At 61.1% G+C, this 23,254-nt stretch carries 28 protein-coding genes; 12 read left to right on the top strand and 16 right to left on the bottom strand.

Going from position 1 to position 23,254, the window contains the following annotated elements:
* Positions 1-56 precede the first annotated feature (56 nt).
* From NE562_RS13605 to NE562_RS13535, 15 genes are all read right to left on the bottom strand, one after another.
* The gene (locus NE562_RS13605) at positions 57-512 is read right to left on the bottom strand and encodes a chemotaxis protein CheW (protein ID WP_280962978.1); all 456 of its coding nucleotides are present in this window, start codon (positions 510-512) and stop codon (positions 57-59) included.
* Positions 509-2,416 carry a chemotaxis protein CheA gene (locus NE562_RS13600; RefSeq protein ID WP_280962977.1) on the bottom strand — a complete coding sequence of 636 codons (1,908 nt, stop codon included), beginning with the start codon at positions 2,414-2,416 and terminating at the stop codon, positions 509-511. The genes NE562_RS13605 and NE562_RS13600 overlap by 4 nt, the downstream gene beginning before the upstream one ends.
* A gap of 17 nt (positions 2,417-2,433) precedes the next feature.
* Entirely contained in the window at positions 2,434-3,369 is a 936-nt protein-coding gene (locus tag NE562_RS13595) for a diguanylate cyclase (RefSeq protein WP_280962976.1), read from the bottom strand.
* Positions 3,370-3,393: 24 nt separating this feature from the next.
* Positions 3,394-3,879 carry a chemotaxis protein CheD gene (locus NE562_RS13590; RefSeq protein ID WP_280962975.1) on the bottom strand — a complete coding sequence of 162 codons (486 nt, stop codon included), beginning with the start codon at positions 3,877-3,879 and terminating at the stop codon, positions 3,394-3,396.
* Entirely contained in the window at positions 3,869-4,492 is a 624-nt protein-coding gene (locus tag NE562_RS13585; protein ID WP_280962974.1) for a chemotaxis protein CheC, read from the bottom strand. The genes NE562_RS13590 and NE562_RS13585 overlap by 11 nt, the downstream gene beginning before the upstream one ends.
* The gene (locus tag NE562_RS13580) at positions 4,489-4,878 is read right to left on the bottom strand and encodes a response regulator (RefSeq protein ID WP_280962973.1); all 390 of its coding nucleotides are present in this window, start codon (positions 4,876-4,878) and stop codon (positions 4,489-4,491) included. Before NE562_RS13580 ends, NE562_RS13585 begins: the two co-directional genes overlap by 4 nt.
* A complete protein-coding gene (locus NE562_RS13575; protein WP_280962972.1) occupies positions 4,875-6,572 on the bottom strand; it encodes a methyl-accepting chemotaxis protein in 1,698 nt (565 codons plus the stop codon). The genes NE562_RS13580 and NE562_RS13575 overlap by 4 nt, the downstream gene beginning before the upstream one ends.
* Before the next feature lie 14 nt (positions 6,573-6,586).
* Positions 6,587-6,973, bottom strand: coding sequence for a response regulator (locus NE562_RS13570; protein WP_280962971.1), 387 nt, complete (start codon positions 6,971-6,973; stop codon positions 6,587-6,589).
* A gap of 69 nt (positions 6,974-7,042) precedes the next feature.
* Entirely contained in the window at positions 7,043-8,050 is a 1,008-nt protein-coding gene (locus tag NE562_RS13565; protein ID WP_280962970.1) for a CheB methylesterase domain-containing protein, read from the bottom strand.
* Positions 8,010-8,864 carry a CheR family methyltransferase gene (locus tag NE562_RS13560; protein WP_280962969.1) on the bottom strand — a complete coding sequence of 285 codons (855 nt, stop codon included), beginning with the start codon at positions 8,862-8,864 and terminating at the stop codon, positions 8,010-8,012. The genes NE562_RS13565 and NE562_RS13560 overlap by 41 nt, the downstream gene beginning before the upstream one ends.
* Positions 8,845-9,141, bottom strand: a complete 297-nt coding sequence (locus NE562_RS13555) for a chemotaxis protein CheW (RefSeq protein ID WP_280962968.1) — start codon at positions 9,139-9,141, stop codon at positions 8,845-8,847. Before NE562_RS13555 ends, NE562_RS13560 begins: the two co-directional genes overlap by 20 nt.
* On the bottom strand, positions 9,138-9,620 hold the full coding sequence (locus NE562_RS13550; RefSeq protein WP_280962967.1) for a chemotaxis protein CheW: 483 nt from the start codon (positions 9,618-9,620) through the stop codon (positions 9,138-9,140). The genes NE562_RS13555 and NE562_RS13550 overlap by 4 nt, the downstream gene beginning before the upstream one ends.
* A 146-nt stretch (positions 9,621-9,766) precedes the next feature.
* A complete protein-coding gene (locus tag NE562_RS13545) occupies positions 9,767-11,500 on the bottom strand; it encodes a DUF342 domain-containing protein (RefSeq protein WP_280962966.1) in 1,734 nt (577 codons plus the stop codon).
* 34 nt (positions 11,501-11,534) lie between these two features.
* A complete protein-coding gene (locus NE562_RS13540) occupies positions 11,535-12,158 on the bottom strand; it encodes a late competence development ComFB family protein (protein ID WP_280962965.1) in 624 nt (207 codons plus the stop codon).
* Positions 12,159-12,161: 3 nt separating this feature from the next.
* Entirely contained in the window at positions 12,162-12,929 is a 768-nt protein-coding gene (locus NE562_RS13535) for a ParA family protein (RefSeq protein WP_280962964.1), read from the bottom strand.
* Between the two features lie 207 nt (positions 12,930-13,136).
* Between NE562_RS13535 and NE562_RS13530 the strand changes: the two genes are divergently transcribed.
* From NE562_RS13530 to NE562_RS13500, 7 genes are all read left to right on the top strand, one after another.
* Positions 13,137-13,460 carry a hypothetical protein gene (locus tag NE562_RS13530; RefSeq protein WP_280962963.1) on the top strand — a complete coding sequence of 108 codons (324 nt, stop codon included), beginning with the start codon at positions 13,137-13,139 and terminating at the stop codon, positions 13,458-13,460.
* The gene (locus NE562_RS13525; protein WP_280962962.1) at positions 13,457-13,921 is read left to right on the top strand and encodes a flagellar protein FlgN; all 465 of its coding nucleotides are present in this window, start codon (positions 13,457-13,459) and stop codon (positions 13,919-13,921) included. Before NE562_RS13530 ends, NE562_RS13525 begins: the two co-directional genes overlap by 4 nt.
* 41 nt (positions 13,922-13,962) lie before the next feature.
* Positions 13,963-15,504, top strand: coding sequence for a flagellar hook-associated protein FlgK (gene flgK, locus NE562_RS13520; protein WP_280962961.1), 1,542 nt, complete (start codon positions 13,963-13,965; stop codon positions 15,502-15,504).
* 22 nt (positions 15,505-15,526) lie between these two features.
* Positions 15,527-16,567 carry a hypothetical protein gene (locus NE562_RS13515; RefSeq protein ID WP_280962960.1) on the top strand — a complete coding sequence of 347 codons (1,041 nt, stop codon included), beginning with the start codon at positions 15,527-15,529 and terminating at the stop codon, positions 16,565-16,567.
* A 30-nt stretch (positions 16,568-16,597) separates the two neighbouring features.
* The gene (locus NE562_RS13510) at positions 16,598-17,185 is read left to right on the top strand and encodes a DUF6470 family protein (protein WP_280962959.1); all 588 of its coding nucleotides are present in this window, start codon (positions 16,598-16,600) and stop codon (positions 17,183-17,185) included.
* A 71-nt stretch (positions 17,186-17,256) separates the two neighbouring features.
* On the top strand, positions 17,257-17,691 hold the full coding sequence (fliW, locus tag NE562_RS13505) for a flagellar assembly protein FliW (RefSeq protein ID WP_280962958.1): 435 nt from the start codon (positions 17,257-17,259) through the stop codon (positions 17,689-17,691).
* Entirely contained in the window at positions 17,685-17,933 is a 249-nt protein-coding gene (locus tag NE562_RS13500) for a carbon storage regulator (RefSeq protein ID WP_280962957.1), read from the top strand. The genes fliW and NE562_RS13500 overlap by 7 nt, the downstream gene beginning before the upstream one ends.
* Here NE562_RS13500 and NE562_RS13495 read toward each other — a convergent pair.
* A complete protein-coding gene (locus NE562_RS13495) occupies positions 17,930-18,580 on the bottom strand; it encodes a hypothetical protein (RefSeq protein ID WP_280962956.1) in 651 nt (216 codons plus the stop codon). The two genes, NE562_RS13500 and NE562_RS13495, sit on opposite strands and share 4 nt — an antisense overlap.
* Positions 18,581-18,677: 97 nt before the next feature.
* Here NE562_RS13495 and NE562_RS13490 point away from each other — a divergent pair, with 97 nt between their 5' ends.
* The 5 genes from NE562_RS13490 to flgC all read left to right on the top strand — a co-directional run bounded on the left by NE562_RS13490 (position 18,678) and on the right by flgC (position 23,253).
* Complete coding sequence (locus NE562_RS13490; RefSeq protein WP_280962955.1) at positions 18,678-19,151, top strand: hypothetical protein; 474 nt, start codon at positions 18,678-18,680, stop codon at positions 19,149-19,151.
* 74 nt (positions 19,152-19,225) lie between these two features.
* Positions 19,226-22,018 (top strand): flagellar filament capping protein FliD, encoded by a 2,793-nt coding sequence (gene fliD, locus NE562_RS13485; RefSeq protein ID WP_280962954.1) that lies wholly within the window; start codon positions 19,226-19,228, stop codon positions 22,016-22,018.
* Between the two features lie 26 nt (positions 22,019-22,044).
* Positions 22,045-22,425, top strand: coding sequence for a flagellar export chaperone FliS (fliS, locus tag NE562_RS13480; protein WP_280962953.1), 381 nt, complete (start codon positions 22,045-22,047; stop codon positions 22,423-22,425).
* Positions 22,426-22,442: 17 nt separating this feature from the next.
* The gene (locus NE562_RS13475) at positions 22,443-22,790 is read left to right on the top strand and encodes a flagellar basal body rod protein FlgB (protein WP_280962952.1); all 348 of its coding nucleotides are present in this window, start codon (positions 22,443-22,445) and stop codon (positions 22,788-22,790) included.
* A gap of 13 nt (positions 22,791-22,803) precedes the next feature.
* Positions 22,804-23,253: a flagellar basal body rod protein FlgC gene (gene flgC / locus NE562_RS13470; RefSeq protein ID WP_280962951.1), complete on the top strand. Its 450-nt coding sequence runs from the start codon at positions 22,804-22,806 to the stop codon at positions 23,251-23,253.
* The last annotated feature ends 1 nt before the right edge of the window (position 23,254 follow it).

Below are 23,254 nucleotides of genomic sequence, written 5' to 3'. Positions count from 1 at the left end.
AATGACATTTGGGTATTCTTCTGTTTTGCAACAGTTTTTTTACAGCCCCTTTTTTGTTACCGGTTTACCACGAGGCGTTCCAGCGTGGCGGCGGCGTCCACGGCGAGCACGACGCCGCTGTCCGTGGCGTAAACCGCGTCGACCACGCACAGCGGGCCGGAAAGCTCGTCGGCCGCTTCCCGCACCAGCCTGTCGGGGGAAACGGTCAGCAATACCGGCTGCGTTTCGGTGAGAAAGCCGCATTCATACGCGCCGCATTTGACGATGACCGTGACCGGGTGCCCTTCATCGGCGGCCTGCGCGCCGCCCGTCATACGGCGCAGGCTGACCACCGGCAGGATGGAGCCCTTGCGGTTACACACGCCGCAGTAATGCGGCGGCAAGCAGGGGAACGGGGTAATCTGTACGCGTTGGAGCGTTTCGGTAATCACATCCAGCGGAAAGCCATAGTACGCGCCGTCCAGCGGCAGGCACAAAAGCTCAAAGCTGTTTTCCGCACTTTTATCCGTCATTCCCCGCGTCCCTCCAGTGCCGATTTGATCAGATCCTCTACGTCCAGCAGGGCGCAGATGGTGCCGTCCCCCAGAATGCTGCTGCCAGCAATGCCCGTTTTCTGCTTGAAACGGGGGCCGAACAGGCCGGGCAGGGGCTTATCCACCAGACTTTGCCGCCCGATGACATGATCGGCCAGCATACAGGCGGATCGGGTCGCGCCACGCACGCAGATCAGCTGCTTGCGCGCGTTTTCCCGGCGTTCCAGCCCGTAAAACTCGCAAAGGGACAGCACCTGCTGGCAGCGCTCCTCGAAGATCCAGTGCCCCCGGCCGTCCTGCTCCCGGTAACAGGGGCTGGACGGGTCGAAGGGGAAGAACTGCTCCACCTGATAGGCGGGCACGGCGAAAATCTGGCCGCCGGCCTCAAATTTGAAGCAGTCTATGATGGTGAGGCTCAAGGGCAAATGCATGGTAATGCACGTGCCCGCGCCCTTTTCGCTTTCAATGCCCAAATGACCGCCGAACCGCTCGATCATGGCCTTGACCACGTCCAGACCGACGCCCCGGCCCGAAAACTCGGTCGCGCTTTCCCGCGTGGAAAAGCCGGGCAAAAAGCAGGTCTCCAGCAATTCCTGCCGGGTGTAGCGCTCCTCCGGCTGGGTGAGCAGGCCCCGTTGCCGGGCCTTCTTGCAGACAAGGTCGGTATCGATGCCACGCCCGTCGTCGCTGACGGTGCAAAGCACCTCGCCGCCGTGGCTCTCAAAATGGATGGCGACCCTGCCGGCGCGTTTTTTGCCAAGGCCTTCGCGCGTTTCCGGCGGCTCGATGCCGTGGTCGATCGCGTTGCGCAATAGGTGCATCAAGGGGTCGAAGATGCTGTCGACGATGTTTTTGTCCACCTCGACCTCTTGACCGGTCATGACAAAGGCTACCTCTTTTTTCTCCTTTTTGCACATGTCCCGCACGATACGGTTGAGCTTGGGGGCGATTCCGCTGAACGGGATCATACGGATGGAGATCACGATGCCTTCCAGCTCGCCCAGAAGCTGATCAAGCTGGTGCACGGCGCCGTCGGACAGGGCGGCTTGCCCCGCGCCGCCGTCGCCCACGGCCGAAGCCGCGATGAGCAGCTCGCCGGTCAGGTTTTGCAGCTCGTCCAGCCGCTCGACGCGCACGCTGATATATTGGCTGCCCGGCTCGGCATGGCCCTGCACCTCGGGTTCGGGCTCCTGCTCCTTTACCGGGATCTCATCCACCACCCGGCACTCCTCGACAAAGAGGGCCCCGCGCAGCAGATCGAGCACCTGCTCGCGGTCCTCCGCGATAAAGCTGATATAAAAGCCGTTTTTCCGGATATAGTCGGCTGTTTCAGGGTTCTTTTCCACATCCTCCGGATAAAGGCGCATGTCCGTACAGAGCTGGCGGACCTGCCGGGCCACCATGAAGGCGCGGACGTTTTCCATTTTGCAGTCCTTTTCAAAGCGCAGCCGCACCACCACGCGGCTGCCGCTGCCCAGCTTTTGCGTGACCAGACCGATCTGCAAAAGCAGCGCCGAGGCGCGCTGCGGCTGATACCCCTCGTTTTGCATGGCCGCAAGCTCGGCCCGTATGAAATCGGAAGCCTCGAAAACCAGATCGAACACGTCCTTTTCCACGCCTTGCAGCTTGCCCGCGTCCTCCCGGAAAACGGCGAACAGGTCTTCCAGCTTGTGGGCCAATTCGGAAAGGTCATGCAGCCCCATCATGGCGGAGGAGCTTTTCGTGGTGTGCATGACCCGGAAAACGCCGTTGATCTCCTCCTGCGTCAGCAGGCCCGCCTTTTCCGCGTGCAGCAGAATCGCGTCGAGCTGCTCGAGCAGCTGGCTGGTTTCGAGCAGATAAACCTCGAGCATGGATTCCATTTCCTGATCAAAAAATGACATGTAAGGCCTCCCGCCTCCTACGCATCGCCCTCATCGCTCCATATGCAACAGTTTTTGCCGCTCTTTTTGCCGCAATACAGCGCGCGGTCGGCGCGGTCGATATTCTGTTTGATGCTTTTTCCCCTTTGGTAGGCGCTGACGCCCAGCGTCACGGTACAGAAAAAAGTCACGTCTTTATAAAGCATCGGGAATTCGGCGATCTCCACGCGGATCTGTTCGGCGATCCGCATGGCCTCTTCCCGGTCCGCGTCCATCAGCACGATGAGGAATTCCTCGCCGCCCCAGCGAATGACCCGGTGCCGCCTGCAAATGCTTTCCATAATGCTGGCGATACAGACCAAAACCGTGTCGCCCGCGTCGTGTCCGTAGGAATCGTTGATATGCTTGAAATTGTCCACGTCGATCATGATGAACGCGTCCTGCCGCGCCGCGGTTTCCAGCTCGCGCTCCATCTTTTCGGCAAAATAATGGCGGTTGTACAGGCCGGTCAGCTCATCCCGGTATACCATGGTGCCCAGCCGTTCCATGCTGGCGCGCAGTTCCTCGTTCATATGCTTGAGCTCGTCCTTCTGCCGCTTGGCGGATAGGTGGGCGATGACCCGGCTTTTCATCTCTTCCTGCCGGAAGGGCTTCTTGATATAATCGCTCGCGCCCATGGAAAAGCCCCGGATCACGTCGCGCTCGCTGTCCTTGGAGGTGATGAACACGATCGAGGCGTTGTTGCGGTCGCGCTCCTTGATCTTGCCGAACAGCTCATACCCCTCCATATCGGGCAAAATGATATCGAGCAGGATCAGATCGGGCTGACACTGCTCCATCAGGGCCAGCGCGTCCCGGCCGTTATGCGCGATATGGATATCAAGGTCCTCGTTTTTCAGCGCGGCTTCGATCTGCTGGCAGATCATCAGGCTGTCGTCCACCGCCAGAACGGTCCGTTTGTTGCTTAATTCCATAAACTATATCGCTCGCTTTCTTTGTTAGAGCATGCGCTCGCCGGCCCGGATGGACTTGACCCGCAGCATGCCGGTCCTAACGGAGAAATAGATGCTTCTGCCGTGCTCCGCGCCCACATCCTGCGCGCGGATCGGGATATGCAGCGCGTAAAGCGCCTGCCGCACGGCCAAAACGTTTTTATCCCCAACGGACTGCTGCCCCTCCGGCACCTGAAACATTTTCGCGCCGCCCGCGATCTTGGCCGTCAGCGCCGCGCGCACGGCGCCCATGCGCTCCATGGCCAGCACCAGCGCTTCGGTTCCGCTGTCGGCGAATTTATAGGGGTTGGTTTTTTCCGTGGCCAGCGCGCGGCTGGGCAGCAGAATGTGGGCCAGCCCCGCGATATGCCGCGCCCCGTCGTACAGGCAAACGCCCACGCAGGAACCCAGCGCGTAGCTGATCAGCTCGCCGTCCCCTTGAGCCACCTTGCCCTCGGCTATGCCTACGATCAGCCCGCTTTCATGTTTCATAGGGCAGATCCAGCGCCTTTAGGATTTTTACGATCGAATCGACTTCCGGAAGGAACAGGATATGGCTGACCACGTTAGTCTCGTTCAGATGGTACTTGTTTTCGATCAGCAGCATTTCGTCGCTGAGGTTTGCAAAGCGGATCATCGGCACGCTGAGCAGCGCGCCCAGCATATCGCTGCACATACGCGGCACCGAGATTTCCACCGTCACGTCCATCATCCGGGCCAGCGCGTTGATATAGGAGCAGCACATGATGTTGCCCACCTCGCAAATAGCCGAGCGGTCCATTTCGGAAAGCTGCGTGCTGTCCGTAGGCGCTTCGCCCAGCAGGCCGGTCAGCAGGGCGGCGGTAAATTCCTCGCTCAGCAGGAACATGAACATGCCGTTGATATCGCCGGTCGTTTCCAGCAGGATGCCGACCTCCAGCGTTTCCGAACCGCCCAGCTGGCCGGGCACGTCGCGGTAGGGCAGCAGCCGGATCGCGGGCAGCGCCATATCGATCTGCGCGCCCAGCATGCTGGAAAGCGCGGCAACGGCGTTGCCGGTGCCGATATTGCCTATTTCGGCCAGCACGTCGCGCGCGTCCTCGCTCAGCTCCGCATAGCTTTTCATGGATTCCCCTCCTTGCCTTGCCGGTGGGGGAAGGCCGCTTGCACCGCGCGGAGGATTTGTTCGGGCTTAAAGGGCTTTACGATGAAGTCCACCGCGCCACCCGAGATCGCCTCCATCATCATGCTGTCCTGCCCGATGGCGGAGCACATGACCACGCGGGCCAGCCTGTCGATCGCGCGGATTTGACGCAGCACATCGATGCCGCTCATGCCGGGCATGGAGATGTCAAGCAGCACCAGCCCGGGGCGCTCGCTCTGATAAAGCCGCACGGCGGTGGGGCCGTCCGGCGCTTCCAGTATTTCCAGCCCCTCGGCTGCGGACAGCGTCTTGCGCAGCATGGCGCGCATGAACAGCGCGTCGTCCACGATCATTACTTTATCACTCATGATACTTCAAATTCCTCCACCAGCTTTTTCAGCAGCTGTGCCTGCGCGGAAAGCTCCTCGCTGGCGGCGGCGCTCTCCTCGCTGGTCGCGGAGTTGCCCTGCACGATTTCGGAGATCAGGTCGATGCTCTGCCGCACCTGAATGATGGAATCCGCCTGCCGGAGCGAGGCGTCGGAGATCCGGTCCATCATGGCGGAGACCTTCTGCACGCCGTCCACGACCTTTTTCATGGATTCCGTGGTTTTATCGGCCGCTAAAGCGCCTTCGTCCACCGTTCGGGTGGTCTGCATGGCAAGCTCCGCCGTCATTTTAGAGGCCTCGGTGGTCTTGGAGGCCAGATGGCGCACTTCGCTCGCCACCACGGCGAAGCCGCGCCCCGCCTCGCCCGCGCGGGCCGCCTCGACCGCCGCGTTAAGCGCCAAAATATTGGTTTGAAACGCGATATCCTCAATTTCCTTGACGATCTCGGTGATCTGATAGGAATTTTGCTTGATCTTTTGGATGATGTCGCTCATCTGGGTCATCTGCGCGTCGCTGTCGAGCACCTTGCCGCCCACCTCGTCGGCCAGCGCGCTGGCGCTCACGGCGTCGTCCGCGTTGCTGCGCACGGAGTCGGATATCTCGTTGACATTGGCCGCCAGCTCTTCAATAGAGCTGGCCTGCTCCACCGCGCCCTGCGAAAGCACCTGCGCGCCGCTGGCCACCTGTTCGGCGCCGCCCGCGACCTGCTCGGCGCTGTTGCCGATCTGCAAAATCGCGCTGCTCAGCATGGCGGAAATATGATCGAGCGATTCGCCCAGCACCTTAAAATCACCCTTGAAGTCCACCTGCGTCTGGTAATTCAGCTTGCCGCTGCCCAGCGCCCGCATGCCCAGCTCGATCTCGGATATGTACAGCTTGAGCGTGGTGACGGTGCTGCGCATGCTTTCGGCAAGCGAACCGAGCTCGTCCTGCGACCGGTATGTGATCGCCGCGTCCAGATAGCCGTCGGCCAGCTGGCGGGAGACCGCTTCCAGCTCGCGCACGGGGCGGGTGATGCTGCGCGTGATCTTGACACAGAGGAAAATCGTGATGGCGAGCAGCACCACGGCCAGCACGACCAGCATGACGGTGATGTCCTGCTTAATCTTATGGCTTTCCTCCATATAATCGCTGGCATCCTGCTTGGCCTTCGTTTCCACCTGTTTGAGCAGATTGCGCACACTGGAGGCGGTCGGCTCATACTGTGTGCTGTACAGCGCTAGAACTTCCGCTTCATTGCCTTTTTGACCTTCCTCCAAAAGGCTGATAAGCTGGTTACGGAGGGGGATAAGCTGCCCCATACCGCTTGAAAGCTCCGACAGAAGGGCGGGATCGGATTTAAAATTCGTTTCAAGCTTTTCAAGGCCGCTGTTTGCCAGCTCGGCATAGGTTTTTGCTTCCGCGATATAGGCCGCGTCCGCCGTTTCATCCGTGTTGGTCGCCGCGCTTAAAATATCGCGTCCGATGCCTTGGATCGCAGCCCGCACGCCCTGCGCGGAGCTGGTCATTTGAAAGGAATGGTTGTAAAAATTGTCCATGGTGCTCGCCACGGTATGAATGCCCAAAAGGGACGCCGCGACCGTAACGATATAAAAAATCATGATGACGCCGTAGGCGCTCATCAGCTTTTTGCCGACCTTCATGTTGTTCAGCCTGTTCCGCTTCATATCCATTTTTTGCTTCCCCTTTATCTGTTTTGCGTATCGGCTTGCGGCAAAATGGCCTGACCGACCGCGTTGATCAGTTCGCTTTGGACAAACGGCTTGCGCAGAAAGCCGCAGGCGCCCTGCTGCTTGGCTTGGGCGGCCACGGTTTCCTGCCCCACCGCGGAGCACATGACGATCTTGGCCGCGGGATCGAGCGAGTGCAGATCGGACAGCACTTCCATCCCCGGCTTGCCCGGCATGGTGATGTCGAGCAGCACCAGATCGGGGCGTTCGGCCCGGTACAGCGCGATCGCCTGCTCGCCGTCCGCGGCCTCTATGATATCGTGATAGCCCCCCTCGGCCAGCATACGCCGCAGAAGCCGCCGCATGAACTTGGCGTCGTCCGCCACTAGGATCTTAGCTGCCAATCTGATCATCTCCCTATTTATCATTTTAACCCAAGCGCGCGGGAATGCAAGAAAAGAAATACAAATGCGCTATGTTTGACGAAACGGCGCGTGGGGCGAAGCGAAAGCGAACCGCCGGATGCGCTCGGCCAGCGCGGCGGGGGTAAGCTGTTCCTCCGCGCCGCCCAGCCGCGCGGCCTCGCGCGGCATGCTAGGAGCGGCGCAGCTGCTTTCGCTTTGCGCAAGACCCTGTCCGCCCGCCTGCCGCAGGTGCAAAAGCCCCTCGGCGCCGTCGTTTCCGAGGCCGGTCAGCACGATGCCCATGGCGCTGCCGCCCGCCTGTGCGGCAAGGCTTTCAAAGAGCCGGTCGGCCGAGGGGCAAAAGCCGTTCACCTTTTCCCCCGGCAGGCTGCGCAGGCGGTAGCCGTCCGGCTGGCGGACGACGGTCAGATGGCGGCCGTCCTCGGCTAAATAGACCGTGCCGTCCTCCACGACCTCGCCGTTTTCAGCCTGCTTGACGCGCATGGCGCAAAGCTCGTCGAGATAGTCGGAAAAGCGGGAGGAAAACCCGGTGCTGAGATGCTGCACGATGAGAATCCCACAGGTATCCGGCGGCAAGTCGTTTAGGATGGAAAGCAGCACCTGCGGGCCGCCTGTGGAGGAGCCGATGCCGACAAGCCGTCCGCTGGGCCGGCGCGTGGGAACCGGTCCGGCGGGATCGTCGCGGTGGGCGGCGACCGATTTTACGCGGATCAGCAGCGATTTACGGAACAGGTCCATCGCGCGCGCATCCTGCGCTTCCGGGAGCGGCAGGATTTCGCCGTTTGCAACGCCGCCGAGCCAGTCGGGCGCGGCGCGGCAGATGCAGACGATCCGGCCGCCCCTCCGCGCCAGACGGAGGAGCGCGGGCCGGCACCGCTCCCAAAAGTTGGGCGCATTGCCGATAAAGATCGCGAGGTCCGGCGTTTGGGCCGGATTTTCGCCGGCCCGCAGCAGCGAGAAGGCGAGCGCGCCCCGCTGCGCCGGGCCAAGAACGTCCAGCACCAGCTGCTGCAGCTCAGCCGATTCCGCCGCTAACGCGGCGCTGACCTTTCTCATGTCCATCTCTCCTTGCCTTTTGATAGATCGCCGGGCGGACGCAGGTCAAAAGTGTTTGCTCCGCGGGAAGCAGTTCGGTATGGCCGATAAACAGGTAGCCGCCTTTTTTCAGGCTGCCGGCTAGGCGCTGCGTCAGCTGTTTACGGGCGGCGTCGTTGAAATAGATCATGACGTTGCGGCACAGGACCAGATCATACTGCTCGTGTCCGGCATAGGGCCGCATCAGGTTCATTTTGCGGAAGGAAACCATTTTGCGGAGATCGTCGCGCAGGGTAAAGAAGCCAGTTCCGTCCGTCCGGCAATAGGTGCGGCGCCATGCCTCGGGCAGCTGTTCCAGCGCCTTGGAGGGATAGCGCGCCTCCATGGCCACCCGCAGCGCCTGTTCGGAGATATCGGTGGCCAGAATACGCACGGGCGGCAGCCAGCCGCCGTGGTCGCGGTAAGCGGCCAGCAGCATGGCCAGCGTGTAGCATTCCTCTCCCGTGGAACAGCCGGCGCACCAAATTTGAAAAGAGGCGGCGGCAGGGGACAGCTGGGGCAGGATCTCTTGCTCCAAAAAGTCGAAATGGGCTTGCTCCCGCAGAAAAAAGGTGTAATTGGTGGTGAGCCGGTCAATCAGGGCGGCGGCGAGCCTGCCGGTCTTATCCGCCCGCATTTGGCTTAAAAATTCGGTCAGCGAAGAGATCTGCCGTTTTTCCATTTCCAGACTCATCCGACATTCCGCCAGCGTTCGCTTTTTGCTCAGATCGATCCCGTAGCCCTCGCTGATGTATGCCGTCAGGCGCTGAAATTCTTCATCGGTAAATTTGATCAATGTTCTCTTCCTCGAACACAAATTTTTCTGTTACCTCGTCCACGGCCAAGCCGCGCAGCGCGCCGCCGTCCCGCACCAAGACCACAAAACGGCGCTTGCCGGCCTTGCCGCGCGCTTCCGGATGTTCCAGCACGGGCACGATTTGCCCCCCATAATACACCAGCCCGATTACGCCCGCGGGCGCTTTGGGCACGTCGAAAACAGCCGGGTCGGATAAAATCTGTTCCACCTGCCGCCGGTCCAGCCCGTGCCATGCACCGTCTATTCTGATCATCATATCGCTTGCCCCGCTTCTTGTCCCGAAATGGACAGCAGCAGTTCCGGCTCGGTCAAAAAAGCCGGCGCGCCTCGGTTTTCCATCCAGATCAGGCCTTGCAAAAAGGTGTTTTCCGGGCTTTTTACCGCGTCCGGCAGCGGTAGAATCGTATATGCGCCGGCGCTTATGGTATCGGTCACCTCGTCTACCAGCAGGCCGCACAGCGCGCCGTTCGCTTGCAGGATCAGGGCGTGCCGCTCTTCGTCCGCGCCGGGGCGGCCGAGCAGCCCGCGCAGAGAAAATACGCCGATGCGGCGGCCGTCCAGCAGCGCCACGGGCGCGTCGCGGGGGTCTTTTCGCTCCACCATAGCGTCGCGCAGCGTATGGCTGGATGTGATATACAGCAGCTGATCCATCGGCAGCCAAAAGAACAGGCTGCCCGAGCGCACGCAAACATAAGCGTTTTCATTGGGGGCTGATCCCATTTGCTTCACCGCCATTCGACAAAACCTTCTTGACCTATAGTATACAGGAAAATGCTTGCATTCTCAAGACATGCAAAAATAACATATATTGCAAAAAACCGCTGCCGGACAGGGCCGGGACAGCGGTTTTTTTTAATTCGGGTAGGGGTGCCGGACGCGGGTCAAACCGCGCCCAGCGTGATGCCGTCCGCGCCGAGATACAGGCGGCACGTTTGCTCGATCGAGGTGATGTGCCGCGTTTCGAGCCCGATGGAGACCTTGACGCCGGGGAAAATGGTTTGCGCCTTGACATAGCAGCTTTTCATGCCGGCAAGCCGCCGGTCCATCTCTTCAAGCTCTTGCGCGCGCCTCCCGTGCTGGATGCGCAGCACCGAACGGCGCAGCTTATTCTGGTTGTACTTCGCGGTTTGGGCGGGGGAAAGGGCGTCCAGCCCGCGCAGGTAGGTAATGTTCCGCTCAAGCTGTTCGAGCTCGCGCGACATATCCTCCACCGCCAAAGAAGTTTCGGCTAGGCTTTGCAGAAAATCCGGGGTGGAGCCCACCACGATGCTGGTCGCCCGGTGGGAATTGGTGCCGATGATGCGGGCTTCCACGCCCTGACAGGCGGTGATCTCGCCGCCGATCAACACGCCGCGTCCCTGATTCGCCAGCACCTGCCCTTGGCTGACGACGGTGCAGTTGATGATGCTTTCGCTGCGAATGGAGCCGGTTGCGTCCACCGTGCAATTTTCCAAAAATTTAGCGGTTACCGACCCGCCCGCTTGGATCACGCCGCGCTGGTTGCCGTTGATGCCCCGGTAAAGGGTGACGTTGCCGCCCGCGATCAGCGTGCAGCCCTCCGCGATGCCGCGAATGGTGATATCGGCCGTGGCCTTGACCGTATAGCCTTCCAGCACGTCGCCGCCGATCACCACGCTGCCGATCACATCCATATTACCGGTCGCGGCGTCCACGTTGCCGGGCACGGTGAGCACGGATTCCACGTTGAATTTGCCCGCCGCAAAGCTGATCTGGCCGTCTATCTCGGAAATAAGCGCGGTCTTTTCGCTGTTCAGGCGGGTGTGCCGTCCCATGGGCACCGTGGGCGGCTGGCCCTCGCGGCCGGGCAGGGTGGTGCCTTCCACGTCGCGGCCGTCCTGCGGGGGCACCGCCGCGACGATCTCGCAGATCGTATCGCCCGCGGCAATGTGATCGATCAGGTTGGTCTCCTTAAAATTGACCGAGCCGTCCGCGTTTTCGGTAAAGGAAATCTCCTTTGTGCGCGGCACACGGTCGATCACGTAGCCGTCCACGCCGTCCACGGGCAAACGCCCCCGGGCGACAAGGGCCATTTTCATATAGATATGGTCCTTCGCCATGGTATCGAGCAGCGCTTCGTCGGTGCCGAATACCACGCCGCCGCCCTTTAGCGCGGAATCCACATCGTCCCGCGTCAGATCGGCGCCGCCGCCAAGGGGCGGAAAAAGGAACAGCCACGCGGAAAGCCGGTCGTCCGACAGGCGCAGACTGTAGGTGGCGTCCACCGGGATACCGCACGAAGGGGCGGAGCTCTCCTCCGCGCCGTCCGGCGCGGGGGTCAGGTACTGCTCGGCTTCCTGCCGGAACTGATCGAGCGCGCGTTTTTCCTCCTGCGAAGGCGCGGCGCTGTTCAAAAAGAAAAAACCGGGTTCCCATGCTTCGTCCGGCAATTCGCCCTTCCATGCTTCGTATAGGCGCAGCAGCGCGCCCGCCGCCGGCAGGGGCGCGGGGAGCGGGGCCGACGCCGGCTCTTCGTCCGGCGTCGCTTCCGCCGCGGGCGGCGGCGTTTCCAAGCTGGGGCTGAAAAGCGCGGCGAGCCGGCTTTTCAGCGAGCGCCCCGGCTTGCCGCCGGGTGCGGATTCGTTTTGCGCTGTCATAGGAATCTTCCTTCCGTTTGGCGAGCGGTATTTTTTAGTGGTGCGGATTGGCGCGGACCTTTAAAACGGCCTTGATCAGCGCGTCGTACACGGTTTTGGCGGGGATGGTCTCGGCCATGGAATCCAGCCGGTCGGGGTCGGCCACCACGTATTTGGGCGGCAAATGGTTGAGCGAGCACGCGGCCACGTCGCGGCGGCAGCGGTCGCAGCGGCAGCAGTTGAAGCGCTGGATCACCGTGTCCAGATGGCGCAGCACCAGACTTTCCATCAGGTTGACCGTGGATACCTGCTCTAACCCGGCTTCGGCGTTGTCCGACCGGGCGAACAGCCGGGCGCGCAGAACGGAAAGCTCGTCGCTCTCCTCCGGCGCGGGCGCGGTTTGGGTAAAGGGCGCTTCCGCCAGCGTTTTGCAGCGGGGCTTTGCCGCCGGTTTGGGTTTTGCGGGCGCGGGGACGACCGGTTCGGGCGCCGCCTCAGTCACGGCGGCCGGCTCGGGCGCCGGGGCCGCCTCGGGTTCGGGCTGCGGCGCGGGCGCGTCCGGCTCTTCGCCGAGCAGCGACGCTTCGGTCACGGGAGCGGAGAAGGGATTGTCCGCCAGCGCCGGCATGATCTTGCGGAACATCATGTCCCGATCCAGCACCTTTTTCGATTTCGCCATGGATTAGAGGAGCCTCCTCTCGAACAGCTCTTCGACCAGCTGGAGATAGTCCCTCACGGCGTTATTGCGCGGCGCGCATTCGACGATGTCCTGCTGCAGGGTCGTCATGGCCTTGCTGATCACGTTGCTGTGGCGGATTTTGGTATCGAGCAGGGGCATGCCCAAATGCTCGGCGATCAGCTGCGCGGTCTCGCAGGTGATGCGGGAAAGCTCCTCGCGCGGGTAATAGCGCACCAGAAACATGCCGCCTATGGTGAGCGTGGGGTTGAAAGCCCGCTGCACGCGCACGATGGTCTCATGCACCTGAATGATGCCTTGCAGGCTGTAGCCGTCCGCCAGACCGGGAATGAGCACCACATCGGAGGCCACCACGGCGTTGACCGACAGCGGCCCGAGCTGGGGCGGGGAATCGATCAGGATGTAATCGTAAAGCGGGGCCACGGTCTTGAGACAGTCGCGCAGGGCGCGCTCGCTGCCGGGGCCGGTAAATTCCCGCTCGATGTTGCCGAGCAGCGCGTCCGCCGGGATGATGTCGCAAACGGGAGCGTGCTGCACCGCGTCCTTGCAGGATACCTGATGCTTGAGCGCATCGTAAATGGAGGGGTGCTCTCTGGTATCCGCCCCCATGCTGAAGGTGAGGTAGCCCTGCGGGTCGAAATCCACGCTGAGCACGCGGTAGCCCTTGTGCTTCAGGCAGACAGAAAGGGCGTTGGTAGACGCTGTTTTGCCCGCCCCGCCCTTTTGGTTGATGAGAGAGATGATTTTGGCCATATCTGCACCGCTTTCCGGCGGGCCCCGATCGGCTGGGCCCTGCTATGATAATATTTTCAATTATAATATAAAAGCCGCGAAAAGAAAACAGGTACGGCGGATTTTTTGACGAAAAACAAAAAATTCCGCCGCGACCCTTTCATTTTCAGACGGTCTGTGTGATAATCTGAACAGAAGGGTTATGCGGCCTGAAAGAGGTGTTATTTTATGGATATTAAAGGTGTGCACGATATATACCAGCTGCGTTCGACGCAGAACAAGAACCTGACCGCGCGCCGCCAGCAGGCGGAGGGCGCGCAGGACGCCGCCGCCACGAGCGGCGACGTGATCGAGATCAGCCCCGAAGCGGCGCTGCGCGCAAAGCTCGGCGCTACTGCCAAGCCGGGCGCGGCCGAGCAAAGCATGGACGCCCGGCGGCTGCAAAGCCTGCGCCAGAAATATTTGGGCGACGCTTGCCCGGTTCCGGGCCGCGACGTGGCCGCCGCGCTGCTGAACCGGAGCATGCCGGAAGATAAGGACGGTGCCGAATGACGACCGAACTGCGCGAATATCTGGACGCCACCGCCCGGTGCGCCGACCAATGCGAAAGCATGCTTGGGAGCGAGCGCGAAAAGCGGCAGGCGCTGCTGGCGGGCGGCGGCCCCCGGCTGGAAAGTGTGATCAAGGAACAGCAGGCCGCGGTCATGTCGCTCGACGTGCTCGAACGCAAGCGGCTGGGCGCGCAGCAAGCGCTGGGCTTTTCGGAAGGGGCCACGGGCGACGAGATCGTCTCTTCCCTTGCCGATGAAGCGGCGAAAAGCGAGCTTGCGGCCCTGCTCACGCGGCTGCGCGCCGCGGCGAAGGAGCTGCGCGAGCTGAACCGTACCGCCATGGAGATCGCGGAAAAGCAGTTGCAGTTCCTCGGCCGGGCGAACGACGGCCCGACCTACCGGCCCGGACAGCAGCCGGGGCAGAATTGGAACGGCGGCGCCTCCTTTGAACAGAAGATTTAAATCATGACCGTACCTACTTAATATAGATCGGGGGAATCACCTTGCGTCCATCTTTTCTTGGGCTTGAAACAGCCAAAAGCGCCATTTTCACCAACCAGAAGGCCTTGGATATCGTCGGCAACAACTTGGCCAACGTCAACACCAACGGCTACACCCGCCAGCGGGTGGATACAAGCTCCATCGCCTCCACCGCGTTCCGCACCAGAACGGCGGCCGGCCGGGTGGAGCTGGCGGGGCAGGGCGTGGAAGCGCTGGGCGTGTCCCAGACCCGCGACTCCTTTTTGGACAAGCGCTTTCGCGACGAATACTCCAAAACCAGCTACCACAGTCAGGCGGCCGGTATATTGGGAGAAATCCAAAGCGCCCTTGGCGACGGCAGCGACCTAACGGCCGATTCCGGCCTGCTGGGCGCGATTCAACAGCTATACACCAGCTTAAACGATTATGCGGGCGACCCGACCATGGATACGCAGGCCAATCTGGTGCTCTCCGCTTTTCGCAACGTCACGCAGGTATTGCAGCAGATGGACAGCAAGCTCACCGGCGTGGCCCAGCAGCAGATTTACGACCTTGGGGTCAACGCGGACCGGGTCAACGATATCGCCGCGCAGGTGGCGAGCCTAAATCAGCAGATCGTGGGCGACGCCGCGGCCACCTCCGGTCTGGACAACGAGCATTACCGCGCCAACGAGCTGCTCGACCAGCGCAACCTGCTGCTGGACGAGCTGGCCGGCTACGGCGATATCAGCGTCAAGCAAAAGTCCGACGGCTCGGTCGACGTCGATCTGGCGGGCCACGCGCTGGTTTCGGGCGGCGACTACAACAAGGTGTTCCTCACCCAGAATGAGGACGATACCGTCAGCCTCAAATGGCGGGGCAGCGGCGAAAACGTGCGCCTGTCCGGCGGCTCGATGCAGGCGGCGCTCGATTACTTGAACGGCCGGGGCAGCAATGTGCAGAGCCCGAACGAGACCTCCAAGCAGGGCGTTTTGTATTACCGCGACCGGCTGAACCTGTTTGCAAACCAGCTCGCCAAGGCGGCCAACAATACCATTCCAGAACTGGGCGCGGACGGCAAGCCCCAAGTGGATGGGAACGGCAACACCGTTTATAAGACCCTGCTGACCGCGGGCGGCTCGGACAACCCGAAAACGCAGGTCTCGGCCGGCAATATCTCAATCAGCGAACAGTGGACGAACGGCGGGGCCGGGTATTTCATTTACAATAAGCAGGAGAACGCGCCGCAGTACGCGCAGCAGCTCGTCACCGCCCTGACCGGGCAGGACAGCACCTTTGTTTCGTACGGTGAGCAGTTCACCGGCACCTTTGAAGAATATGTGACCGATTTTATCACCAAGCTGGGCGCGGATCAGGCCTTTGAGACCGGACGGCGCGACGCATCCGCCGAGGTGGCGGACGATTTCCTCAATCGGCGGGACGAGATCTCGGGCGTGTCCAAGGACGAGGAGACCACCAACATGCTGATGTACCAGAAATCCTATGAGGCGGCGGCCCGCATGATGACCACCATGGACGAGCTGCTCGACGTACTCATCAACCGCACGGGCCGCGTGGGCCTGTAACTTTGGACAGGAGCGAACGAACATGAGAGTAGCCGATCGCAGCACGGCCAGAAATTATCTGACCTATTTGAATAAGGCCAAAAACGACTATGCCAAGACCAACGAACGCGTGGCGTCGGGCGTGCGGTTCAAGGATATTTCCGAGGACGTTTCCGCGGGTTCGCGCGTGATCCGCACCAAGACCGACCTGTATAAAGCGCAGAAGCAGCTCGACAACGTCAAGGGCGTGAACGAGGAAATGACCACCACCGAAAACGCCATGACCGATATTTCCGATATCCTGACCGAGATCCATAACGTCAAGGTCACGGCTGCCAAAAGCGAAAACGCCGGCGCTTCGGGCCGCTCGGTCATCGCGGGCGAAATCAAGTCGCTCCAGCAGGAGATCTTGCAGTTCGCCAACACGCAGTACGGGAAAAAATATGTGTTCGGCGGCACCAACAGCTATACCGCGCCCTTTACGCAGGATAAGGATACGGGCAAGCTGCTCTACAACGGCGTGGACGTGGACAGCATCCAGAAGGACGACGCGGGCTATTTCTACGAGGTCACCGATCCGGACACCGGCGACAAGGTGCGCAAAGAGATCCCCATGGATGGCGATGTGTATATGGACGTGGGCCTCGGCATTAAGATGAGCGGTCCGAACGTCGATCCGGACACGGGCTTTTTGATTTCCTTCTCCGGCTTGGACTTTTTGGGCTTCGGCACGGACGCGGACGGCCTGTCGAACAATATTTTCAATATCCTGAACGAGGTGCGCGAGAGCATCGGCACGTACGACGCGGAAAAGCTGGACGCGGCGGACGATAAGCTTTCCAAGCTGACCGACGGCTTCCGCACCCACCTGACCGATATCGGCGCGCGCACCGGCTTTCTGAGCACCATTGAGGGACGGCTGAGCGACACGGTGGACAGCTATTCCCGCCGCATCAGCGACCTGATCGGCGTGAACGACGCCGAGGAAGCCACCAACCAAAGTATGAACGACTATGTGCTCAAGGCGGTCTTGCAGATGGGCTCCCGGATCTTGCCGGTATCCCTGATGGACTTCTTGGGTTAACGCCCGCGCTTTTCACTGTGGGGTGATGAAATGCAACTGTTAGAGATCACGACAACGCCGGTCCAGTACGAAATACAGGTGGAGCACGCGCGCCTCGAACGGCGGCAGGATCACCTGCCCACGGCGGAGGTGGAGCACACGCCCGCCCGGGTCGAGCTGCACAGCCAAAACGTGCAGCTGCGGCTGGACTCCTATGAAGCGCGCCGCTCGCTCGGCATCGAGCGGGTCGGGGACCGCATCCGCGCCCGCGCGCAGGAAGGCATGCGGCATGTCCGCGAAAAGACCCGGGAATACGTCGAGATGGGGCAGGCCATGTCCCGCGTGGAGGATGGCGCGTCCATCAAGCAGATCATTCGCCAAAAGCTGAAAAGCGGCGCGGGCGAAATGTACACCGCCTTTTTGCCCAGCGCCGGCGCCGAGATCTCTTGGGTGCCGAACCGGCTGGAAACGCGGGTCGATCCGGGCCAGCTGCATTATGATTGGAACGAGATGCGCCATGCGCTGAATTATGTGCCGGGAAGCGTGCGGCTTCAAATTCTGCAGTATCCCAGCGTGGATATCCGCTATACCGGCACGCCGCTGTACTTCCCGCCGTCCTCGGCGCCGGAAACAGCCTAAAGGATCTTTTCATTGAATGGCGCGCTGCGGCGCGGGAGTTTTTACACACGCTGCGTACAGGAGGATGCCCCATGACCATAGAGACCCGAGAATTCGGTTTGATCGATTTGGACGAAGCGCGGATCGTGGAATTTGTCCAGCCCATGTTCGGTTTTGAGGACCGCCGCCGCTTCGCGCTGCTGACCGATCCCGCGCTTGGCCCGCATATCGGCTGCCTGCAATCGCTGGAAACGCCGGAATTGTGCTTTGTGCTGATGGACCCTTCCGCGCTGCGCGTGCCCTATTCGCCCAGCATTCCGGACGAGGCCGCGCGGGCCTTGGGCGAGGGCGAGTACGACTGCTGGGTCGTGACGGTGCTCGGGGCGGATATACAGCATTCCACCGTGAATTTAAAAAGCCCCGTACTGGTCAACTGGGCGACCGGACGGGGCATGCAGCTGATACTGGATCAGGATTATCCGGTCCGCTGCCCGCTGACAGGGGAAACGGAGGCGGGGCCATGCTGATCCTGACGAGAAAGACCGGCGAATCCTTTTTGCTCGAACTGCCGGGCGGCGAGACGGTGGAGATACAGGTGGCCGAGCTGACGGGCAATCAGGCCCGGCTGGGCATCACCGCCCCGGCGAGCTGCCGCATCTGGCGCGCCGAGCTTTACCAGACCGTGCAGGCCAACCGGCAGGCGGCCGAGGGCGTTTCCGCGCTGCGCGGCCTTGCGCGCCAGCTAGGCGGCAAAGAAGGGCCCGCCTAAAAGCACTTGCACGCGGTCTGCGCCCACTGCCGCAGGTAGGCTTGCAAGGCCGAGGATTCCTCGGCGCTCAGGCCGGACAGCGCGCAGCGGTAGGCGGGCGTTGGCCCGAACAGGATCGACCGGATGACGCGCGCCTCGCAGGCGGGCAGGCCGGTCGCGGATTCAAAGGTCAAATGAAGCGCGCTGCCCTCCTCGAGCGGGGGTCTGCAATCAAGCAAAAACTCGGCCTCGCGCCGGGTCAGCGAGGTAACGGTCACCTCGTACTGCCGCTCCTTCGCCGGGCCGGAAAACAGGCGGCGCAGCAGGCCGGGATCGGCCCCCGCCGGCACGGTGACGCGGGCGGGCAGGGATAGGCCGGTGCAGTATACCTCCTCCGCGCCGGGGAGCACCTCGTCCTCCACCGAGACAAGGCGGAGCAGGTGTTTGTCCGAAAGATAGGTTTGGCCGAAAAAGCGGTGGATCTCCCGTCCGCCGTTTACGCGCACCACCTGCATGGGCGTGCCGACCGGATAAAGCGGCACAAAGTCCGCGGTGAAGGTGACCGTGCGGTCGGCGCGGGAAACACGGGCGCGTCCTTCTGCAAGCGGCGCGCCGTTTTCATCTTTTAAATAAGCGGGAAATTCAGTTTCAATGGTTCCATGCAACATGGGACGCCTCCTGCGAAAGTGGGATAGATTTACCCAAATCATAACACAGCGGGGCGGAAATGAAAAGCCCCCGGCCGGGGAAAAGGAAGGGAAAACTGTGGACGGACGGAACAGGCTGCTGGCGCTGCTCGCGGAAAAACGCGAGCGGATGCTGGAATGCGAACAGGCAACGGAAAACTTATGCGCCTGTCCGGCCGAAGAGCTGGAGGGGCAGGTCGCAAAGCGGCAGCGGGCGCTGGACCGGATCGCCTCGCTCGATCTGGAAATACGTGCGCTGGCCGTTGGGGACGGCGCGGCGCGGGCCGCGCTCAACCACACCTGCGGGCGCGGCGAGCTGCCGGACGAATTGGCCGAGCTGTACGACGCGTCGCTCGCGGTAAAAACAGTGGCCAGCCGCATTTTGCGGGTGGAGGAGACCGTCCGCCTGCGGCTCGAAAGCGAGCGCCTGCGCGCGCTCGAGCAGCTGCAAAAGATGAACAGCAGCGCCTCCGCCGTGGCCGGACGCTATCACCGGTCGGTGCAGACCGGCGTGACCCGGCCGCCCGCGCCGGGGCGGGAGAAAAAAGTGTAAAACAGCCTTTCGTTTTTGAAAAAACGGAGGATAATCCTCATATCAAGAATTGATCGATAAGGAGGCGCCGCAATATGGATATCAGCTCTTCCAACTATTTCAGCGTCAGCGCCAGCACGAATAAAGGTATGTCGGGCATGGTCTCGGGTATGGACACCGAAAGCATGGTCAAGCAGATGCTCGCCGGCACACAAAGCAAGATCGACAAGCAGCTCGGTCTGAAACAGCAAACGGAGTGGAAACAGGAGATCTACCGCGATATCATCTCCTCCATCAACGATTTTCAGGCCAAGTATCTGGATACCTCCTACGGCTCGAGCCTGACCACGAATTTCGCCAGCACGGCCTTTTTCAACTCCATGATCTCCTCCGTCACCGGCGGGGACGGCGTGCGCGTGGTATCCACCGGCACCTCCGCCGCGGAAGGGATCACCAAGGTCAAGATCGGCCAGCTCGCTACCGCGGCCACGCTTGGTTCCTCCAAACGGGTCAGCACCGGCAGCATCGTCGGCGCTGTCCTGAATGAAGATACGCTGACCGCCAAGCTCGATAAGAAGATCGGCTTTACCGTGGGCGCGGATTCCGTGCAGGTCGATCTGAACGGGATCACCACGGACGACGGCATGGTGAAGGCCATCAACGACGCGTTCGCCGCGCAAAGCCTTGATGTAAAGGCCGAAATTTTCGACGGCCGCCTGCGCCTGATCAGCGATGAAAGCGTCGCGGTCGGCGTGGACGCGGATAAAACGACCTCGCTCGGCCTTTCGATGACGGGCCTGAGTTCCTATTCGACCGGCAAGGTGACGGACGCGGACGGCAACGACCGCCGGATGCTGCGCGGCAGCTATGCGAACGCGGCGGCGGGCCCCAGCTTCACTGTCACGCTGGACGGGGTGCAAAAACAGATCACGCTCAATTCCGTTACCACGACCGGCGGCAAGGTGACCGCGCAGGATGCGCAAAAAGCGCTGGATACCGAGCTGAAAAAAGCTTTTGGCGACTATGTCGCCGCTTCGCTGACGGCGGACGGCAAGCTGACGCTCACGACCAGCTTTCCCGACAACGGCAAGGGCCACGAGCTGTATGTCACCGGCGTGGACGCCAAGGTTCTCGGCATCACCCCGGGTTCCACCACCGCGCTCAACACCGGCACCAAGCTCAAGGACATGGCGACGCTTGGGCTGACCGGCGACAAATATGAATTCACCATCAACGGCACGAACTTTTCCTTCACCGGCAACGACTCCGTCGGCACGGTGATGAATACCATCAATAACAGTGGCGCCGGGGTGCGCATGACGTACTCCGCTTTGACCGACAGCTTCCAGATGGAAGCCACCGCCACCGGCAAGGAGTACGGCATCAAGATCGAGCAGACGCAGGGCAACCTTTTAAGCGGCATGTTCGGCGACAGCGCGGTGCACGCCGCCGGAAGCCTTACCAGCCGCGAGCTGACCGTCGACCATGTGGACGGCACGGCGATGCAGGACGACTACTCCGCCAAGAGCGGCGCGAGCCTGAAATTCAGCGTGGACGGCGTGAACTACACCTTCACGCTGCCGCAGGTGAACGGCGAGGCCGTCACCTATTCCAAGGACGAGATCGCCGGGCAGTTTAACGCGTGGCTGGCAACCAATTTTCAGGACGATTCCGGCAACGCGCGTCTTACCTACGATAAGGACACCGGCGCGCTCAACGTGACGGACGACAGCGTGGTCAAGTTCGCAAAGACCTCGGTCGATACGTACAATTCCACCGCGCTGGCGGAGGCAAAAAAATCCGATCTTGGCCTTGTGATGGGTTTTACGTTGGAGGGTGCGTCCAACGTGGCGACAAAGGACAATCTGGCAGACGCGGTACAGCTCGCCGGGCTGACCATCACCCCGGAGCTGTCCGCCGCCTTTAAGGATGGGCGGCTGGTGCTCACCGGCACGGTGCCCCCGCTCGGCTCCTCGCAACTCACCGAACTGTTCGGCGCGTCGGCGGTAAACGGCGCGGGCGGCCTGATCGTGGGCGACGGCCAGCTGGCGGCGGACGCGGTTGCGCAAGGCAAGGATCTGGAAATGACCGTGAACGGCGTGGATACCACGCGTTCCAGCAACACCTTCACCATCGACGGCATCACGATGGAGGCCGTCAAGGAAGGCGCGGAAACCACGATCGGCACCAAGCGCGACACGGAGACCATCGTCGACGGCTTCAAATCCTTTGTGGAGGATTACAACAAGCTGGTGAAAAAGCTCACCGATCTGGTGGATGAAAAGCAAAGCTTCCGCGAATACGCGCCCCTGACGGACGAGCAGAAGGATAAGATGAGCGAGCGCCAGATCGAATTGTGGGAGGAAAAGGCCAAGGAAGGCCTGCTGCACCGCGATTCGGCTGTGGACAGCTTTCTCAGCCAGATGCGTCTGGCGCTGTATACCAAGCCCGCGGGCGCAAAGCTTGCCCTGTACGATATCGGCATCGAGACCACCAAGTGGGAGGACAAAGGCCAGCTCAAAATGGACGAGACCGCGCTGCGCAACGCGCTGGCTTCGGACCCCACGAGCGTGATGACGCTGTTCACCTCCAAGACCGACGGTCTGGGCGCCGTCCTGTCCGATATTATCAAGGACGCGGCCAACCCCAGCGCGGCGTCCCCCGGCACGCTGGTGCAGATCGCCGGCGTGAAGGGCTGGGCCAGCGAGACCAATAACAATTTGACCAATTCGATCAGCAGCATCGCTTCCCGCATCAAGGATCTACAGGCAAAGTACGAATCCGAGCGGGCGCGCTACTGGAACCAGTTCAACGCCATGGAAAGCGCGCTGGCCAATTTTAACTCGCAAAGCAACATGATCGCCCAGCAGTTCAGCTCCGGCTATTGAGACCGCGGAAGAGAGGGAAACGCAAAATGATGAAAAATACCTATCAGGCCTATCGCCAGCAGTCCATTATGACCATGACGACCGGCGATATGCTCACGACTCTATACGACGGCGCGCTCAAGGAGCTTGGCCTCGCGGAGCTGGCCTTTGAACGGCAGGATTGGCCCGAGGTCAACCGCGGCCTGCAAAAGGTGCAGCGCATCCTGAACCACCTGAAGAGCACGCTCAATTTCAAATATGATATTGCAAAAAATCTGGACGAGCTGTATACTTACTTTATCCACCTCACGGTTCAGGCGAATATCCATAAGGACCCCGCCGGGCTGAAAGAGGTAACAGGCTTTATCACCGAGCTGCGCGACGCCTATATTCAGGCCGACCGGCAGACACGGGCCAAGGAGGCCTGACAGAGAGGGGCGGAACCATGTTCTTTCAATCCGGCGCGTTCAAGGCCTTGGAAAACGGCACGGCCGTCACTTGGCAGCAGCAGCAGCTTCATTTGCAAAATCTGGCCAACCTCGAAACACCCGGCTATAAAACCAAAAGCATGGTGTTTGAAAAGGTGCTGGAGGATGCGCAGGGCGGCAAGGTCTATCAGGCCAGAACCGTTACGGAGGAAAACACCTCCATCCGGCCCGACGGCAACAACGTCGACGCGGATAAAGAAGGCGTCGAGCTTTATAAGGCTTACGCCCAGTACAGCATGCTGCTCGATAAGATGAAAAGCGAATTTACCAATTATAACGCCGTGATCAACAACGGCATGAAGTAAGGAGGCGGTTCCCGTGGGTTTTTTAGGTTCAATGGATATCGTGGGCTCCGCCCTTACCGCCGAACGGTACCGCACCGATGTGATCGCGCAGAATTTAGCCAACTATAAAACCACCGTGACCGAGGACGGCGAACCCTACCGCCGCAAGCAGGTGGTGCTGGAGGAACGCCCCATGACCTTTGGGGACGCGCTGGAAACGGCGGGGCAGGCCTACCGCGCCACGGCCGGAACCTCGGGCGGCGTGCGCGTGGCCGAGGTCGTCGAGAGCGACCGGGATTTCCGGCTGGTGTACGATCCGAGCCACCCGCAAGCCGACGCAAACGGCTATGTCAGCTATCCCAACGTGGATACCACGGAGGAAATGATCGATCTGATGGCGGCCAGCAACGCCTACGATACCAACCTGACGGCGCTCGGCGTCATCAAGGCGATGGTGAATAAAACGCTGGAGCTGAGCAAATGAG

This window comes from Butyricicoccus faecihominis, assembly GCF_024462775.1.
In the GTDB taxonomy this organism is placed as follows: Bacteria; Bacillota; Clostridia; order Oscillospirales; family Butyricicoccaceae; genus Agathobaculum; species Agathobaculum faecihominis_A.
This window is presented reverse-complemented; position numbering and strand designations above follow the sequence as displayed.